This is a genomic window from Pseudomonas sp. RT6P73 (genome assembly GCF_054897715.1).
The window spans coordinates 5503894-5521400 of the sequence record NZ_JBUBUV010000002.1; the positions used below are offsets into that span (position 1 = coordinate 5503894).

Here is a 17507-nt window from a genome sequence, read left to right on the forward strand (position 1 = left end):
GGTGTTGACACTTAACTGCTTTTTGTAGTGGCCCTGCGCAAACAGCCTCAATGTGCTGGCAGGAAAGACGGAAATAAATTCCACATCAGCGTACACCGTGAGCAGGTATCAGCTGCCTTCCAGGTACTATCAGATTGCTGCTTAGCCGCGATTGCCCAATCGACAAGTGCAAAGTCAATAATATAGCGCGAGTGTCGCTAGAATCGCGTGTCAGTGTCGGGGCCCAATTAACCTGCTGCCACATCAGTGGATTTCCGCCGGACTCATGCAAGGTAACTGCGGTGGGGCACTTATTTTCAGTACGACTTTAACCAGTTGCGCACATGGCAAGTTGATAGTTGCGACGTACTGCAGTCGCCCTTGACGAAAGCCAAGCGCAGTTGGGTGATATCGGCGTTTTTTACATAATGCATCGCGTCCTCCAACTGCCCCGGGTCGCCGTACCCGCCTTGTTGCATCTCCTTGAGCGCCTCTTCCTTGCTCCAGCCCTGAACCACGGTGCGGTACATGGCTGCCATAAGGCCGGTACGGTTACGACCATGTTTACAGTGCATCAGAACAGGACCGTTGGTTTCAGCCTCTTGCAAGGTTCGTAATACACGCAGCACGTCGGCATCGTCGACCCTGTCTGCATGCAGAGGAATGCTCACTCGCTTGACAAGAGCATCGCCCAACCATGAAGCATCATTCACCTTGATAAAGCTAACCACCGTTTTGACCTGCAATTGCTGCAGTAATGGTAGGTTTTCTGTGTTAGGCAAAGCACTGCGATACAACGTGGGGGTCATTTGATAGAGATTAAACGTTGTGTCCACCGGCGCCGCCCAGATCATTGCATGTTCGGGCGAGAGGAGGGGGAGCTCGGTCACTACAGCCCGTGCATCAGTAGACATGAGAGTCAACATAACCCAGATGGCAACGTTACCAAGAGGACGCATACCGGTAAGATGTCGCACTTTCATGTAGCGCTCCATAACAGTCCCTTTTTGTTGTAAACGGGGCCCTCAACAGGGGCGCGTATGGTGGAATTACACGACAAAGGAAATCCCGGTAAAAAGAATACTTTAAAGCCATAGCCATCCTTCGCTGGCCGTTTCAGACGTTGCACCATGATTTTATTCTCAAATCGATTTTAGTGCTTCCGGTATACATCTCGGCGATTTTCAATCCGCACCCCCAGAATCGTCACCACGCTGTCTTGAATACTACTGATTATCCGGTAGTCGCCTACTCGGTATTTCCAACCCCCCCCAAGCGCCGCCCCCTTCAAGGCCTCGCCAATGCTGCGTGGATCATCCAATAACGAAACAGGGCTTCGCAAAAACTTGACAATGCGGCGGGCGATTTGATGATTGATCTTGCTCAACTCCTTGGCAGCTGCTTGATCTACTTCAATCGTCCAAACCATGCTGGTTGATCACCTCTTCCAGTGATGCAGTTTCGGTTCGGCCTGCCCGAATTTCGATCATGCGTGCTCGGAAACGTAAAGGTCTTCCCGATCTTCCAGATGCTCACAAATAGCCTCTTGGCGTGGTACGTTTTACTGCGCCCAGTGAGCGCTGCAAGATGTTCCAGGCGCACCTCAATGCCCTCCGGAAGCCTGAGTGAAATAGCCATGGCTGATCTCTATTAAATGAATGCAATACAAGCATTGCAGCGCATCAATGGAGTGTCAATTTGCGCTGCTGAGGAAGAGCGTTGCGCAAGCCCCCTTCGCAATCTGACTAAAAAACATTAAATCCCCTCACCCGGATCGCACCCGGATTTTTCATTGACTCCGTGACGATGCGCGACCTCTCGGTGACCTGCGCTCCCCCGAACAGCAATCTTCCACAACCGACAATTTCGCGTATTTCTGTATACTTTTCATGTCCAACATTGAGGAGGCAGATCACAGCGCAGTGAGCCGGACGGAGATTGTGTTCTCCCAAAACTGGGGCCGGGCGCTTGATCGCTGTCAGCCTAACCGGCAATCGGATGCCGAACTCGAGTAGAAAGCCATGCATCTGATTCACGGTCCTGGTACGGTCGCGGATCAATGATTCACGGATCCGCTGGGAAACGGACTGCGCTCGTTGATCAGGCGATTTAGGTGTTACGAAGCGTATGGATGGGCGTGAGGCGGCTTCGCATATGGCTTGGGCATCGACGAAGTCGTTTTTTTTCTTTGACGAAAGGCTTCACGAACTGAAGCAAAATCAGCTTGGCTTCATGGCCCATAGCCTTGATCCAGTGGGCGCCAGCACAGGCCTCCGTTACCACAGTACACACGGGATGATTAGCTAGGAATACCATCGTCTGCTGTCGTGAGCACTTCTTGCGCAAAACTTCTTTGCCGGCCTTGCCCTAGGCATGCAGACAGAAGTTATGTTTGCCGATATCGATGCGATTAGTGTCACTGTACTCATGATGATCTCCGCGGTGAAAGCACCCTGCAAAAGCGTAACCTTCGAAGGGTGGCGGGTGACCGTCTCAGTAGGGCCTAAAGAGCCGCAAAACCACGCGCTCGGGCGCAGTCGGGGCGGACTGACGACCAACACTCACATGCTGGGCGATGTCAATGGCGTGCCTTGGCGTTTCCTGCTTTCAGGCGGGCAAGCCAGCGATATTGCTTACGCCCAGTCGTTGCTGGATCAGGCCAACATTCCGAACCTGCGTAGGCGCCCTGGCAAACGGCCGATGGATGCTGGCTGACAAGGGTATGACGCTGAAACTTTGCGCCGATACTGCGATCGCATATCTAATGTAACTCGTAATTCCGCTGCGTGACATGAAACGCCTCCCAAGCCGGAGTTGCCTAGGCTGCTTGATCGACCCAAATACCGACAGAGCTACATCATTGAGCGCATGTTCGGTTGGCTGAGGGAAAATCGCCGCATCGTTACGCGCTTCGGCAAGCTCGCAACAAGTTTCGCGGCGATGGTCTAATTGGCCTGTGCCAAGTGGTGTCTGCGACAGTATTTTTCGTACAGAACCTAGCGGCCTGCTTGCCAGGCTCCTTATCTCACTTGATGCAGGCCACCTGCATCAAGGTACCTGCAACGTTTTTGCTCACATGGCCGTTATTCATTTCGACGGCATAATGTTCATCCCAGGTCCCAGTCCCGGGCACCGCCTCCTCGGCCCAGTAATAGTTTTTCGCCTCCCCGTTTTCGAACGGCCATCCATAAATGTCGCGCATGATTCCGTTACCAGGCGCATTCTCCTCAGAAGCCTCCACATCGCCCGTCAACCTGGTGAATAGTTCTTTTAAGTCATCTACTTTTGGCAACCTGGCGTTCTGACTAGAACAAAAATTACTTGCATCGTGCCAGTTCAACGCTGTCACCTCCGGTTGAATGAAAGGCTCGATCCCACTTGCAATAGACTGAAGTCTGTCAGAGATTTTCTCTAAGCCCGCCACACCTGACTGTGAAATTGGTGTCACCCCAACGGTAATATCTGCACCTTGATCCATGTAGATTAACTGGTAGATTTGGTTGGTGGCCCCAGCAATGGCCCCACCATTTCGGTACCACTGGAAGTTCACCGCACCGTCACTGTTGCCCACGTAGTTGAAGGTGGCCTTCAACTTCTGGCCAACCTTGCCAACGGCTGCGCCGGAATCGAAGTCTATAATTTCCACATCAGTGACACCCGGAGCAATCTCGTGGGTCGCCGTTACTTTGTCCCCGGTTAGCGGCACCTTCAAGTTGTTCGTAGGCAATATCGTCAGCTCCACCAAATTGCCATAATACGTTTGCGCATCCAGGGCCGGAGACGTCACGGTGCCATTGTCAGGCACCACTTGCGTCGAACTGTCGACCGCCGTTGCCGTGTCCTGCCGACCCCAGGCATAGGTCGAACGATCCAAGCCGCCGTTCGGGTCCGTATAGGTATAGGTCGCCGTCAGGATCTGACCCAGGTCCAGAGTACCGCTGATCTGCAGGTTATCGATCTTAGGTTTCTGCTTGGAATCAATCACCGTGCCGCCTGTACCACCCGTATCCAGCCCGCTGGTGTCAGCCGTCAGCTTGTTACCGGTCAACGGCACCGACAGGTTGTTCTTGGCCAGCACGGACAGTTCCACCACCGCACCAAGATACGTACTATCCAGGGCCGGAGACTTCACAGTGCCATTGCCAGGCACCACTTGCGTCGAATTGTCGACAGCCGCGGCCGTCGTGCTCTGCAGACCCCAGGCATACGTCGAATGATCCGCCCCACCGTTCGGGTCAACGTAGGTATAGCTCGCCTCCAGTGTCTGACCCAAATCCAGAGTACCGGTGATCGTCAGCGCACTGATCTGGGGCTTCTGCGAAGAATCAATCACCGTGCCGCCTGTACCACCCGTATCCAGCCCGCTGGTGTCAGCCGTCAGCTTGTTACCGGTCAACGGCACCGACAGGTTGTTCTTGGCCAGCACGGACAGTTCCACCACCGCACCAAGATACGTACTATCCAGGGCCGGAGACTTCACAGTGCCATCGCCAGGCACCACTTGCGTCGAATTGTCGACAGCCGCGGCCGTCGTGCTCTGCAGACCCCAGGCATACGTCGAATGATCCGCCCCACCGTTCGGGTCAACGTAGGTATAGCTCGCCTCCAGTGTCTGACCCAAATCCAGAGTACCGGTGATCGTCAGCGCACTGATCTGGGGCTTCTGCGAAGAATCAATCACCGTGCCGCCTGTACCACCCGTATCCAGCCCGCTGGTGTCAGCCGTCAGCTTGTTACCGGTCAACGGCACCGACAGGTTGTTCTTGGCCAGCACGGACAGTTCCACCACCGCACCAAGATACGTACTATCCAGGGCCGGAGACTTCACAGTGCCATTGCCAGGCACCACTTGCGTCGAATTGTCGACAGCCGCGGCCGTCGTGCTCTGCAGACCCCAGGCATACGTCGAATGATCCGCCCCACCGTTCGGGTCAACGTAGGTATAGCTCGCCTCCAGTGTCTGACCCAAATCCAGAGTACCGGTGATCGTCAGCGCACTGATCTGGGGCTTCTGCGAAGAATCAATCACCGTGCCGCCTGTACCACCCGTATCCAGCCCGCTGGTGTCAGCCGTCAGCTTGTTACCGGTCAACGGCACCGACAGGTTGTTCTTGGCCAGCACGGACAGTTCCACCACCGCACCAAGATACGTACTATCCAGGGCCGGAGACTTCACAGTGCCATCGCCAGGCACCACTTGCGTCGAATTGTCGACAGCCGCGGCCGTCGTGCTCTGCAGACCCCAGGCATACGTCGAATGATCCGCCCCACCGTTCGGGTCAACGTAGGTATAGCTCGCCTCCAGTGTCTGACCCAAATCCAGAGTACCGGTGATCGTCAGCGCACTGATCTGGGGCTTCTGCGAAGAATCAATCACCGTGCCGCCTGTACCACCCGTATCCAGCCCGCTGGTGTCAGCCGTCAGCTTGTTACCGGTCAACGGCACCGACAGGTTGTTCTTGGCCAGCACGGACAGTTCCACCACCGCACCAAGATACGTACTATCCAGGGCCGGAGACTTCACAGTGCCATTGCCAGGCACCACTTGCGTCGAATTGTCGACAGCCGCGGCCGTCGTGCTCTGCAGACCCCAGGCATACGTCGAATGATCCGCCCCACCGTTCGGGTCAACGTAGGTATAGCTCGCCTCCAGTGTCTGACCCAAATCCAGAGTACCGGTGATCGTCAGCGCACTGATCTGGGGCTTCTGCGAAGAATCAATCACCGTGCCGCCTGTACCACCCGTATCCAGCCCGCTGGTGTCAGCCGTCAGCTTGTTACCGGTCAACGGCACCGACAGGTTGTTCTTGGCCAGCACGGACAGTTCCACCACCGCACCAAGATACGTACTATCCAGGGCCGGAGACTTCACAGTGCCATCGCCAGGCACCACTTGCGTCGAATTGTCGACAGCCGCGGCCGTCGTGCTCTGCAGACCCCAGGCATACGTCGAATGATCCGCCCCACCGTTCGGGTCAACGTAGGTATAGCTCGCCTCCAGTGTCTGGCCCAAATCCAGAGTACCGGTGATCGTCAGCGCACTGATCTGGGGCTTCTGCGAAGAATCAATCACCGTGCCGCCTGTACCACCCGTATCCAGCCCGCTGGTGTCAGCCGTCAGCTTGTTACCGGTCAACGGCACCGACAGGTTGTTCTTGGCCAGCACGGACAGTTCCACCACCGCACCAAGATACGTACTATCCAGGGCCGGAGACTTCACAGTGCCATTGCCAGGCACCACTTGCGTCGAATTGTCGACAGCCGCGGCCGTCGTGCTCTGCAGACCCCAGGCATACGTCGAATGATCCGCCCCACCGTTCGGGTCAACGTAGGTATAGCTCGCCTCCAGTGTCTGACCCAAATCCAGAGTACCGGTGATCGTCAGCGCACTGATCTGGGGCTTCTGCGAAGAATCAATCACCGTGCCGCCTGTACCACCCGTATCCAGCCCGCTGGTGTCAGCCGTCAGCTTGTTACCGGTCAACGGCACCGACAGGTTGTTCTTGGCCAGCACGGACAGTTCCACCACCGCACCAAGATACGTACTATCCAGGGCCGGAGACTTCACAGTGCCATTGCCAGGCACCACTTGCGTCGAATTGTCGACAGCCGCGGCCGTCGTGCTCTGCAGACCCCAGGCATACGTCGAATGATCCGCCCCACCGTTCGGGTCAACGTAGGTATAGCTCGCCTCCAGTGTCTGACCCAAATCCAGAGTACCGGTGATCGTCAGCGCACTGATCTGGGGCTTCTGCGAAGAATCAATCACCGTGCCGCCTGTACCACCCGTATCCAGCCCGCTGGTGTCAGCCGTCAGCTTGTTACCGGTCAACGGCACCGACAGGTTGTTCTTGGCCAGCACGGACAGTTCCACCACCGCACCAAGATACGTACTATCCAGGGCCGGAGACTTCACAGTGCCATTGCCAGGCACCACTTGCGTCGAATTGTCGACAGCCGCGGCCGTCGTGCTCTGCAGACCCCAGGCATACGTCGAATGATCCGCCCCACCGTTCGGGTCAACGTAGGTATAGCTCGCCTCCAGTGTCTGACCCAAATCCAGAGTACCGGTGATCGTCAGCGCACTGATCTGGGGCTTCTGCGAAGAATCAATCACCGTGCCGCCTGTACCACCCGTATCCAGCCCGCTGGTGTCAGCCGTCAGCTTGTTACCGGTCAACGGCACCGACAGGTTGTTCTTGGCCAGCACGGACAGTTCCACCACCGCACCAAGATACGTACTATCCAGGGCCGGAGACTTCACAGTGCCATTGCCAGGCACCACTTGCGTCGAATTGTCGACAGCCGCGGCCGTCGTGCTCTGCAGACCCCAGGCATACGTCGAATGATCCGCCCCACCGTTCGGGTCAACGTAGGTATAGCTCGCCTCCAGTGTCTGGCCCAAATCCAGAGTACCGGTGATCGTCAGCGCACTGATCTGGGGCTTCTGCGAAGAATCAATCACCGTGCCGCCTGTACCACCCGTATCCAGCCCGCTGGTGTCAGCCGTCAGCTTGTTACCGGTCAACGGCACCGACAGGTTGTTCTTGGCCAGCACGGACAGTTCCACCACCGCACCAAGATACGTACTATCCAGGGCCGGAGACTTCACAGTGCCATCGCCAGGCACCACTTGCGTCGAATTGTCGACCGCCGCGGCCGTCGTGCTCTGCAGACCCCAGGCATACGTCGAATGATCCGCCCCACCGTTCGGGTCAACGTAGGTATAGCTCGCCGTCAGTTTCTGACCCAGTTCCAGAGTACCGGTGATCGTCAGCGCACTGATCTGGGGCTTCTGAGAAGAGTTAATCACCGCGCTTTCGGCAGCCAGGGTCTGCGTCACACCGAGCACACCCAAGCCATTCTTCGGCTGTACCGACACTTCCAGCACCTTGCCGAGATCCAGTTCACCGATGGTATAACCCGGCACCTGGCCCCTGTCTTTTACCTTTTGACCGCTACCGACATTACTTTCCGTCGTTGCCTGATGCCCCCACAGATAAAGAGACTCGTCGTCAGGATGACCGGTATTCGCATTAAAAGCATAGGTGGCCGACAGAGTTTGACCCACCTCCATCACAGGCATGCCTCTGCTCGCCTGACCAACGATTCTCAGACCACTGATGCTAGGCGCGACAGAGGTGTTTGGGGTAACCGTCACGGTATAGCTGGCTGAGCCAGACACTTTACCGGCGCCAGTTTGCTCCAATGCGGTAATGGTCACCGTACCTATCATGATGGCGCTTAACAAACCGCTCACGGAATCGACGCTCAGCGTTGCTGGGTCGGATGATGAGTAAGTGATGTTTCCTTGACGTCCGCCTTGAACACGCAGCCCTGGATCGTTAGTGCCTGCCATCATGCTCATACTGGTCAGCGCAAAGGCCAGCGGTGCGAACTTATCCTTTTCCTGATACTCAAGAACGATATTGTAGTTGCGATTGACGATATCGGTCTTGGCTTGAGCCAATGGACGTAAGGCAATGGACTTTTGGGGATCAAGCATCTGTTGAAGAGACTTGTCAAAGTCCCACGTCAAACCTACCCCCAGATCCCAGCCAGCACGGCCACCCGTCACTTTAGTGTGTTGAGCATTCAGATTCAGCAGGGGAATCGGTTGATACTTGGTGCCCAGGGTATATCCCCTTGGGTCCTTTTCAGTCTGACTGCGACTGCCCGATACATCGACCCGGTCGCCACCCCACTGAAAATATTTACCCGAGACGGACAACTGCCTAACGCCAGGTACGCTTGCCTCAACATTGGCGTCCCAGCCCCTGGCAGCACGCTCTTGAAGAATACGAGTATCTGGGTCGCTGTTAAGGCGATGGTCTTTGGAGTTTTTCCAACCACTGAGCGGCGTGTAGTAGTTGGCCGAGAAGCGTGCCTGATCTGTCCACGCTTCTGCACCAATGCCCCCACGCGTATGGTTACGCGACATATCTTGGTCGATAAAGCTGTTGACGCCCAATACCCAATGCTCATCGACTTGGTTCCGATAACCCAAGCCAAGGTTGGCCAGATTACGTTCGCCGAAAGTGCGGGTACCAATTTGACCGAAAAAAATGTCGTCTTCGCGTTCGTAAATAGGCTGAAGGTAATCGAGTGAATAATTGAATTGGCCATTATTAACGTTGGCCTGAATACCGACCTTGGCGGTACCATTCGCACCGAGGAAATTCTCGAGCTCGCGAGACGCACCTCCCGTTAAGCCCCCGGCTGCACGCTGTGTGAGTATGCCAGACGGATCCGCCCCTCTTCGTTGGTTGGCTCCGAGAATTTGGGCCGCGCCAACGACTTCCTGGGCGACACCGCTTACAAGTTTTTCTTGCTCCTTACGGTTTTGAGCCGATGCCCTGTTATCGAACGAGCCTATAGGCCCTGGCACCAAAATGAAGTCGCCGGCTTTCAGTGTAGTCAATTTACTGGCGAGCATGACTTGCCCGTTCAACGTTGAAAGCTCGCGGGCCGAACGATTGAACCTGCCAGCAACAGCGGCAAGACTTTCACCTTCCTTCAGTTGATAGATGAGATAGTTGTTATACAGGCGCGCCTCCCCTTCGGAACTGTAGGGCACCAGGACCGACGTAGACAACCATCCGTAGGCTTGGAATTGCTCGCGCAAGGCGCTTAATGAGCTGACTGGCAGCGAAAAGCGCTCGGCCACCGACTCCAACGTTTCACCTTGATTCGGTGGATAGATAAGATATTGCTGCTGCCGTTCCACAGCGATGGCCTGAGGAAAAGGCGTCGCTCCGGATGACGTTACATTCCCTGTAAAACATAGCAGCGTCCAATATGTAATCGCCTTCTTTGAAAACAACATAACTAAACTTCACCTACGGCAAATCAATTAAGTACGCAGCACCGGTAAATGCTGGATAAAGAAACTCAACCACTGAAACCAGCCTCAGGCTGCTAGACACTCCATGCTCAAAAATGCATTGTGCGCAACTCATCGAATGACGCAGGAGCCCAACAACATTTAATCAAGGCACATCACAACAGCTAAAATATCAATCTTGTATTTTGAGACGCTCAATCGTTTCGAAATTTGTTGCATTCTTCTCGCTCCTCCTTGAGCCGTCCGTCTAGTATTGTCTGACCAGCATCCGTAGCAGGAACGATGAAGCCCTGTTCGTCAAATGCCCCCACTTGCAAGCGGTAGCGGGAAAAACGTTCAGGAACAGGCACACGAAACTGTTGCTCCTCACCCGATTGCACTGCGCCGATGGCGTGCAATACGCTAGTGCCCGGACGGCACTGGGCATTGATCGGCGTTACAATCAGGTAGCCTCGATAAACTGGAGCGTCGCCTAAATTGACAAGCGTGCCACCGACTACTTGAGTTGCACCGTAACTGAGCCCCATATGAAACTTTATTTGCAGCTGGGGAGCCGCCCAAGCGTCGCCCCCCAAACACAACGCAGCAACGGCAGCGATTGTGCGAAGAAACAATAACGCGCCCAAAGTTGACCGCCTCAAAATATAAACACCACTAAGTATGAGGCTCGCGCCATAATTTTCACGTTATTTAGTGTTAATTTATAACTTTTAATAGCTGCCAATTCGGAAACGAATTCGCCGTGAGCAATGCTCTGTACGCTTAGCCGTGTGAAAAATCATCTCGACAAGTGGTGTTTCCAATGGTCATTACTGACCAATGGCTTTGTAGGTATCCCCCGCCGTCAGGATAGTTGTCGCCCCTCCGGTTTTTACTAAAAAAGCATATCCGGGGCGGAATGGGACTGGTTCCACCATAGTATTCACCCGCTGAACCTGTCGATGGCCGAGGTTCCTCAACACGAAAGGGGGCAGCGAAATGTCGTTTTCCAACTGGAGCAAGCAGTTCGGTTTTTTAGGGAAGTGTAGGGTCCGAAAACAAGTTACCTGCCGAGAGTTGTCCGCCGAAAGTAAGTTTATTGTCGTCGTTGAAGCGGCCGGTTTGTCCGAGATCGACCTGGGCGAGCATCTTTACTCCAAGCAAATCCTGCATGACGACAAGCCTTCATTACCGACCAGAAATCGAAAAAAGGAAGCCTATTCAGCAAACTGTCGAGGTTCCGTCAGGCTTCAAATGCGTGCTTTGAAGATGAATGGCATTGCGCAAACGTTAGTTTGCACCGCATCTAAGTGATAGCAGCGTGATGATCTGGCAACAGGATAATTGCATAAACAGTTCCAATCCTCTATCCGAGTTCGACCTCTGATGAGAAGTCTTTACCAAACGTCTTAGTAAATGATCGCCGGTTTCCTAATCATGCCGTCGATAGCCATTTACGACGAGGCGACACAATTATCTTGACCGGAAAATGTCTATGGCGGCCATTTGACACTCAGGAGCGCCGTTAGAAATATTTGGAAAACTCCTTCGGACTTGTGCTGTTTATCTGAAAGTTTCACTTCTTTCGATGGACTGAAATATGCTCACAACGCTTAAAGCACTGCTTACTAGTGCGGTGCTTCAGAAATGCCACTGATAAACTGGTCTAGGCTCTGTAAAAACTCACTTATCAAGTGCCGTGTATCGAAATGGGCCGCTCAGCAACTGTCATTTCCCTTTCAAACCCTGAAGAAGCGAAATTTTTTGCGCCGGGTCAAGCTCCGCAAAGGCCCTCAGGATGCACGTCTGCGTGCCGAGAAGCTTTTGCCTGCGCAGCCATGTGGTGTCACGATTTCTTTAAATTGGAACTGCTGGGCTTGAACGATAAACCGGGCTCTGGTCGGCCACGCACCATTTCAGATGAACAACTTCAGCGAGAGGTATTGCAAGGTAAAACCCGACGATGCCAGCCATTGGCTCCCTGGCTGAATTTAGTCGAGCGCTTTTTCTCAACGTTGAGCGAGAAGTGAATCAAGCGACAGGCACACGTCTGAGTCAAGGATCTCGCTCCGATTGAGCATTACCTAAAGGCTTACAGCCAGAACCCGAAGCCGTTCCGGTGCAACAAGAAAACCGAGGACGTTCTCGTCTCAGTCGCTCGTGCAGCGAGCGCTGGTCAAGTGAATTTTCAGTGGTACTTCTGAAACACCACCACACTAGTGTTCGATGCCATCCATGCAGAGCACTACCCCAGAGACGTCTCTACGGCTCTATACTCAAGCATGACTTTCGCAACGGCCGATCGCCGCCAATGGCGTACGAGAATTGACGATGAAAACAACTTTGAAACGTCCCTCTTCGCTTCCCGAGCGCGAAGGCGTAATTCCCAGTCATCTTCCGTTCCCTGTGGTGGGAATTGGGGCATCGGCTGGCGGCTTAGGTGCACTGAAAACGTTTTTCGAGCAGATGCCAAGCGATAGTGGTATGGCGTTCGTCATCGTTTTGCATCTTTCACCCAACCACGAAAGTGTGGCTGACCAGATCATTCAGGACTCGACACCGATGCCGGTGCACCAGGTCAACGATACCTGTGCCATTGAGCGAAATAACGTCTATGTGATTTCACCTGCCAGCCAGCTATCTATGAATGACGGTTATTTACGGGTCATCAATACCCCTCGACCGCTCGGACATCACATAGCCATCGACTTGTTCTTCCGCGATCTGGCGGACGTACACAAGGAATACGCGTTCTGCATCGTACTCTCCGGCACCGGCAGTGATGGCGCGGTTGGGCTGTCGCGAATCAAAGAGCAGGGTGGGGTGACTATTGTTCAGGCGCCTTCAGACGCGGAATTCGATGGCATGCCTCAGGCCGCCATCGCAACTCGCCTGGTGGATGTGGTGCTACCCGTCGCCGAAATCCCTCTGAAACTGGTTGAATTGTGGCGCAACTCGCAAAACATCAAACTGCCAACTCCCCATGATATGCAGTTGCCTGCCGACGCTGCGGAGCACGAGCGCGTGTCTGCCGAGCAAACGCTGCAGGACATCCTGCTGCTGCTGAGAACGCGTACGGGGCATGACTTCAAACACTACAAGCGCGCTACCGTGCTGCGGCGTATCGAACGTCGCCTGCAAGTGACCGCGCAACCAGATCTGCCGGCTTACTTCAGCTATCTGGAAAGCCATCCCGCAGAGGCCAACAATCTACTTGGCGATATGTTGATCGGCGTGACCAACTTTTTTCGCGATCGCGAAGCTTTCGAGGCACTGGAACGTCATGTACTTACAGCGTTAATGGGGTGCGGTCTAGAAAAACCAAAACCTGACGAAGTCCGCATCTGGTCTGCTGGCTGTTCGACCGGCGAAGAAGCGTACAGTTTGGCCATCCTGTGTACCGAACATCAGAAGCTCGAAACCAACCCGGTTAAGCTTCAGGTATTCGCAACCGACATCGATGAAAGAGCAATTAGTATCGGGCGCACTGGACAGTATCCCGAAGCCATTCTCACCGATGTACCGCCAACACGGCTGCGTCAGTACTTTGTAAAAGATGCTCAGCGATACAAGGTATGTAAGGAAATTCGCGAAAAAATCCTCTTCGCTAAGCACAGCCTCCTATTAGACCCACCATTTTCTCAAATCGACCTGATCGTCTGTCGCAACTTGCTCATCTATCTGGAGCGGGATATTCAGCGTGAAATCCTGCAAATGTTCCATTTTGCGTTGAAACCTGGTGGTTACTTGTTCATGGGGTCGTCCGAGTCTGCCGACGCTTGCCCTGAACTGTTCACCCCTGTGGACAAGCGCAACCGTATTTTTCGTGCGAAGGTAGGCGGTATCGGTCGGCGTGCGCCCACCATGCCGCGCGGCGGCTTTACTTCGTTCAATACCTCGCCCCCTCCTCCGTTGGCGCAGGTGCAGCAAAAAGTCGCCTACGCCGATATTCACCAGCGGGCGCTTGAACAACGCTTGCCGCCGAGCATGATTGTGGACGTCAATACCGACATCTTGCATATGAGTGAAGGGGCAGGCCGATTCCTCCGCTATGTGGCCGGCGAAATGAGCCGCAACTTGCTGACGCTTATCATGCCTCAATTAAGGTTGGAGCTACGTACGACGCTGTTCCAGGCGCAGCAAAGTGGCAAGCCCATTATGTCCAGGAAGAGTCGAGTGCAAGACCCGGCGGGTGATTACCTGGTGGATATCATAGCTCAGCCTTACAAGGATAAGGCCACTGATCAGGACGTACGCCTGATCGTGTTCGAGGTTTCTCACGTTGACCCCGACATGCCTTCTAATGGACTGAACTTCCAAACTGAGAGCCAAGTGCTTACTAGCTTGGAAAACGAACTGCAACGTACCAAGCTACACTTGCAGGAGACCATTGAGCACTCGGAAATTTCCAGTGAAGAACTCAAGGCTTCCAATGAAGAAATGCAAGCCATCAATGAGGAACTCCGTTCAGCCACTGAAGAACTTGAGACCAGCAAGGAAGAACTGCAGTCGATCAACGAGGAGCTCCTCACCGTCAATTACGAACTCAAATCCAAGGTCGAGGAAACCGATAAGATCAATGACTACCTGGCTAACCTGATCGCCTCCACCGATATCGCCACCGTGTTCGTCGACCGTAACATGCATATTCGATGGTTCACTCCTCGGGCTACGGACATTTTCAGCATGCTCCCGGTGGATACTGGTCGCTCTCTGCTGGACATCACACACCGCCTGAATTACCCGCAGCTAGCAGACGATGCCACGTCAGTGTTTGAGTCACTCAACATGATGGAGCGCGAAGTCAGTAGTAGCGACGACCGCTGGTATATCGCCCGCTTATTACCGTACCGCTCCAGTGAGAGTCACATCGATGGCACGGTCTTGACCTTCATCGACATCACCAAGCGCCGTGAAGCAGAGGACGATCTTCGTGTGGGCCAGGAGCGCATGCGCCTGGTGGCGGAAAGCACCCATGACTTCGCCATTATCATCCTCGACGAGCAGGGCTTGATCACCGACTGGAATACAGGTGCCGAGTTAATCTTCGGCTACACCAGCACCGAGGTGATTGGCGCCTATTACGATTTGATCTTCTCACTTGATGATCGCGGCGCCGGCATACCTGAAAACGAATTGCGACAAGCCCGCGAGCACGGTCGCGGCGAAGATGAGCGCTGGCATGTGCGCAAGGATGGAAGTCGTTTCTTCTCCAGCGGGGAAATCACCTTGCTCAGGACGGAGGTGGTGATGGGCTATGTGAAAATCGCTCGCGACCTGACCGGCCACAAGCGCCTGCATGAAGCACAAAGCAAAAGGATCGCGGAAAACCAAGTCACCAGTCACATGAAGGACGAGTTCTTCGCCGTCATGTCCCATGAACTCAAACACCCGCTCAATCTAATCCAGCTCAACGCCGAAATCCTGCGGCGCTTGCCGGCCATCCGCAGCGTTGACAAGGCGAGCAAGGCGGTCAACACGATCAGTGATGCGGTCGCCAGTCAGGCGCGTATTATTGATGACTTGCTTGATGTAGCGCGTATCCGCACAGGTAAACTTAAACTCAAAACAACTCCGCTCGACTTGGCGGCCATGCTTGGGGAAATTCATGCCTTGGCCGTCGAAGAGTATCCAAACGTTGAGTTGAACCTGCAGATTCCCTCCTCAAATCCTGCTCCAATGATCGTGGAGGGCGACGCCACACGCTTGGAGCAGGTGGTATGGAATCTGCTGCACAACGCGCTGAAGTTCAGTCCGACGAACGCCAGGATTCAGATCATACTCAGCAGGCGTGAGGATAGGGCTCAAATAGAGATCATTGATAACGGTATCGGACTTTCCGCCACCGATATCGAACATGTCTTCGACCTTTTCAGTCAGGCCGCACCCAAAGTAGCCATCCTTCAGCGCGACGGGCTGGGCATTGGCCTGTCGCTGGTTCGTCAGTTGGTGCAAGCTCACGGTGGTTCTGTTACGGCCCGCTCGGTGGGACTGGGTCACGGTTGCACTTTCTCAGTGTTCTTGCCGCTTTCCGATCAGGTGCTGGAAGTCGGGTCTGATGACAAAAATCAGCAAAGCGGTCGTCTCAAGGGGCTCAAAGTCCTCGTGGTGGATGACGTTCCTGAAATCCTGGCGGCCATGCGGATGTTGCTCGAAATGGAGGGTGCGCTGGTCAACACTTTCAGTGAGCCACTACTTGCGTTGAAAAACGCTACAGATGAGCACTACGACGTGATCCTCTCAGACATTGGCATGCCAGAAATGAACGGTCATGAACTCGTCCAGGCACTGCGAAAAACCAATCGACACAGATTTACCCCGACGATTGCGCTGACGGGCTATGCCGTTCCCCCGCATCAAACAAAAGATTCCGGCTTTGATCGTCAAATGACAAAGCCAGTGGAGTACGAGCAATTAATTGAAACAATCGAAGCCCTTTGCAGCGGCATGCTGGAGTGAATTGCCATGGGCGAACTGACTATGAAATATGAAATCTAAAGGAGCAGTTGAATTCCAATGGGAGCTATTTTTGCGCTGCCCAGCCTGTTCAATACGTCCTTGGAGCGGCTGCTAATACGGTATTCCCGAACCTGATGGCTAGGGGCCGACGGTGAGCCTGGAAGCCCGTAAACGCTGATCAAGGGGAAGCGCGTCACGCATGTCGATAAAACTCACCACGCTAACGCCTCGGTCTTTGCCAAGATACTTGAAGGAGTAGTTGGCATTGAGGGAGTCCACAGCCACTTCAAATTTCTGTCCGTCCCTGGATATATGCAGGATCTCGTCTGGGCCGCGGTAAGTATTGGGCAGATCCATTCGGTTCATTAATTGCAGGATGCGATCATTGGCGCCCTGCACGTTCGCCAGCGAGAAATACCAGTTCACCGTGTTGTCCAGTTCGTTCTCATCGATCTGCTTGGAGAGTTTGCGGTGGCCGATGTCGCAACCGTAGACAATGATGGCGGCGAAAAGCACCTTCTTGGGTGCTTTGTACGTTGGTACTTATGTTGCCAATGCTCAAATTCGCCGAAAAATTGGCTGGCGTGATCCACTGTCGCCAACGCTTCGAGCAAGGAAATATATTTTCGCTCTGGAAAGAAGACGCCGAGCGAAGGACTGTCAACGTCCTCAATCTTGGGCGTGCCGACATGGAAAGTGCCCTTGGCGCGTACCGTGAGGTAAGGATTTGCGCCTGCCTTCAGCCGTTCGTTAATTTTCTTGAAACGAGCATCCAACTGCGCATCGAGCCGGCGCAGGGTAGTCTGGCCGTCGGCGACACCCTCCAATGAGGTACTGCGCACACTGAGCGTCCCAATCGGCTTTGGGGGTCAGGTACTCTTCGAGCCAACGGTATTTTTCCGAGCGGATCAGGTTTAAGGCGCCAGATTTGATCGCGCCGGCGACCTTAATAAAGAACAGCGCCTTGTATAGTGATACACGGAATTTTCCATCCGGACCGGTCAGCGCCGCACGTTGTTCGCTAGCAATAACGGGGGCGTCTCGTACGTTTTTCCTCGTTTTTTCTATCATCCCCTGCTAGCGGTCACCGAGTGAGCACGCGCGCTCTGCAACACGGCTGTTCGAAGGTCTAATCATGGTGATGGGGGACCCTGTTTGATCGATGCGACTGGTCCAACTGATTAATCCGATGGGTGCAAAAATGTATGCCTTGGCCGCCCCGCTGAGCCCACGAAAGCCCGCAAAC

Annotated in this window: 7 protein-coding genes and 5 pseudogenes; 6 read left to right on the top strand and 6 right to left on the bottom strand. The window is 54.2% G+C overall.

Features of this window, described 5'->3' with window-relative positions; translation table 11 throughout:
- Positions 1 to 27 precede the first annotated feature (27 nt).
- Positions 28 to 311, top strand: a pseudogene (locus ACYZT6_RS25510) (hypothetical protein).
- Here ACYZT6_RS25510 and ACYZT6_RS25515 read toward each other — a convergent pair.
- From ACYZT6_RS25515 to ACYZT6_RS25525, 3 genes and pseudogenes are all read right to left on the bottom strand, one after another.
- Positions 297 to 962, bottom strand: a complete 666-nt coding sequence (locus ACYZT6_RS25515; protein ID WP_462029114.1) for a phosphatase domain-containing protein — start codon at positions 960 to 962, stop codon at positions 297 to 299. The pseudogene ACYZT6_RS25510 and the gene ACYZT6_RS25515 sit on opposite strands and share 15 nt — an antisense overlap.
- A 170-nt stretch (positions 963 to 1132) precedes the next feature.
- Complete coding sequence (locus ACYZT6_RS25520) at positions 1133 to 1408, bottom strand: type II toxin-antitoxin system RelE family toxin (RefSeq protein WP_462029115.1); 276 nt, start codon at positions 1406 to 1408, stop codon at positions 1133 to 1135.
- Positions 1409 to 1913: 505 nt separating this feature from the next.
- A pseudogene (locus ACYZT6_RS25525) lies at positions 1914 to 2385 on the bottom strand (IS110 family transposase); the annotation flags it as partial.
- 93 nt (positions 2386 to 2478) lie between these two features.
- On the opposite strand from ACYZT6_RS25525, the pseudogene ACYZT6_RS25530 reads away from it, so the two are divergent.
- Positions 2479 to 2928 (top strand): annotated as a pseudogene (locus ACYZT6_RS25530) (IS5 family transposase); the annotation flags it as partial.
- A gap of 76 nt (positions 2929 to 3004) precedes the next feature.
- Here ACYZT6_RS25530 and ACYZT6_RS25535 read toward each other — a convergent pair.
- Together ACYZT6_RS25535 and ACYZT6_RS25540 are read right to left on the bottom strand one after the other, a co-directional pair.
- Positions 3005 to 9805: an inverse autotransporter beta domain-containing protein gene (locus ACYZT6_RS25535; protein ID WP_462029116.1), complete on the bottom strand. Its 6801-nt coding sequence runs from the start codon at positions 9803 to 9805 to the stop codon at positions 3005 to 3007.
- Between the two features lie 212 nt (positions 9806 to 10017).
- Entirely contained in the window at positions 10018 to 10449 is a 432-nt protein-coding gene (locus tag ACYZT6_RS25540; protein WP_462029117.1) for a hypothetical protein, read from the bottom strand.
- A 352-nt stretch (positions 10450 to 10801) separates the two neighbouring features.
- Here ACYZT6_RS25540 and ACYZT6_RS25545 point away from each other — a divergent pair, with 352 nt between their 5' ends.
- The 3 genes and pseudogenes from ACYZT6_RS25545 to ACYZT6_RS25555 all read left to right on the top strand — a co-directional run bounded on the left by ACYZT6_RS25545 (position 10802) and on the right by ACYZT6_RS25555 (position 16261).
- Positions 10802 to 11116 (top strand): hypothetical protein, encoded by a 315-nt coding sequence (locus ACYZT6_RS25545; protein ID WP_462029118.1) that lies wholly within the window; start codon positions 10802 to 10804, stop codon positions 11114 to 11116.
- A 662-nt stretch (positions 11117 to 11778) separates the two neighbouring features.
- Positions 11779 to 12006: pseudogene (locus ACYZT6_RS25550) on the top strand (IS630 family transposase); the annotation flags it as partial.
- 127 nt (positions 12007 to 12133) lie between these two features.
- Positions 12134 to 16261 carry a CheR family methyltransferase gene (locus tag ACYZT6_RS25555; protein ID WP_462029119.1) on the top strand — a complete coding sequence of 1376 codons (4128 nt, stop codon included), beginning with the start codon at positions 12134 to 12136 and terminating at the stop codon, positions 16259 to 16261.
- Positions 16262 to 16399: 138 nt separating this feature from the next.
- On the opposite strand, the pseudogene ACYZT6_RS25560 reads toward ACYZT6_RS25555, so the two are convergent.
- Positions 16400 to 16780 (bottom strand): annotated as a pseudogene (locus ACYZT6_RS25560) (Tn3 family transposase); the annotation flags it as partial.
- 26 nt (positions 16781 to 16806) lie between these two features.
- Between ACYZT6_RS25560 and ACYZT6_RS25565 the strand changes: the two are divergent.
- Positions 16807 to 17091 carry a hypothetical protein gene (locus tag ACYZT6_RS25565; RefSeq protein WP_462029120.1) on the top strand — a complete coding sequence of 95 codons (285 nt, stop codon included), beginning with the start codon at positions 16807 to 16809 and terminating at the stop codon, positions 17089 to 17091.
- The last annotated feature ends 416 nt before the right edge of the window (positions 17092 to 17507 follow it).

Bases quoted from the DNA above. Each gene is read 5' to 3' on its own strand.
- ACYZT6_RS25515 (WP_462029114.1), bottom strand. From the start codon at position 962: ATGAAAGTGCGACATCTTACCGGTATGCGTCCTCTTGGTAACGTTGCC.
- ACYZT6_RS25520 (WP_462029115.1), bottom strand. From the start codon at position 1,408: ATGGTTTGGACGATTGAAGTAGATCAAGCAGCTGCCAAGGAGTTGAGC.
- ACYZT6_RS25535 (WP_462029116.1), bottom strand. From the start codon at position 9,805: ATGTTGTTTTCAAAGAAGGCGATTACATATTGGACGCTGCTATGTTTT.
- ACYZT6_RS25545 (WP_462029118.1), top strand. From the start codon at position 10,802: ATGTCGTTTTCCAACTGGAGCAAGCAGTTCGGTTTTTTAGGGAAGTGT.
- ACYZT6_RS25555 (WP_462029119.1), top strand. From the start codon at position 12,134: ATGAAAACAACTTTGAAACGTCCCTCTTCGCTTCCCGAGCGCGAAGGC.
- ACYZT6_RS25565 (WP_462029120.1), top strand. From the start codon at position 16,807: ATGTTGCCAATGCTCAAATTCGCCGAAAAATTGGCTGGCGTGATCCAC.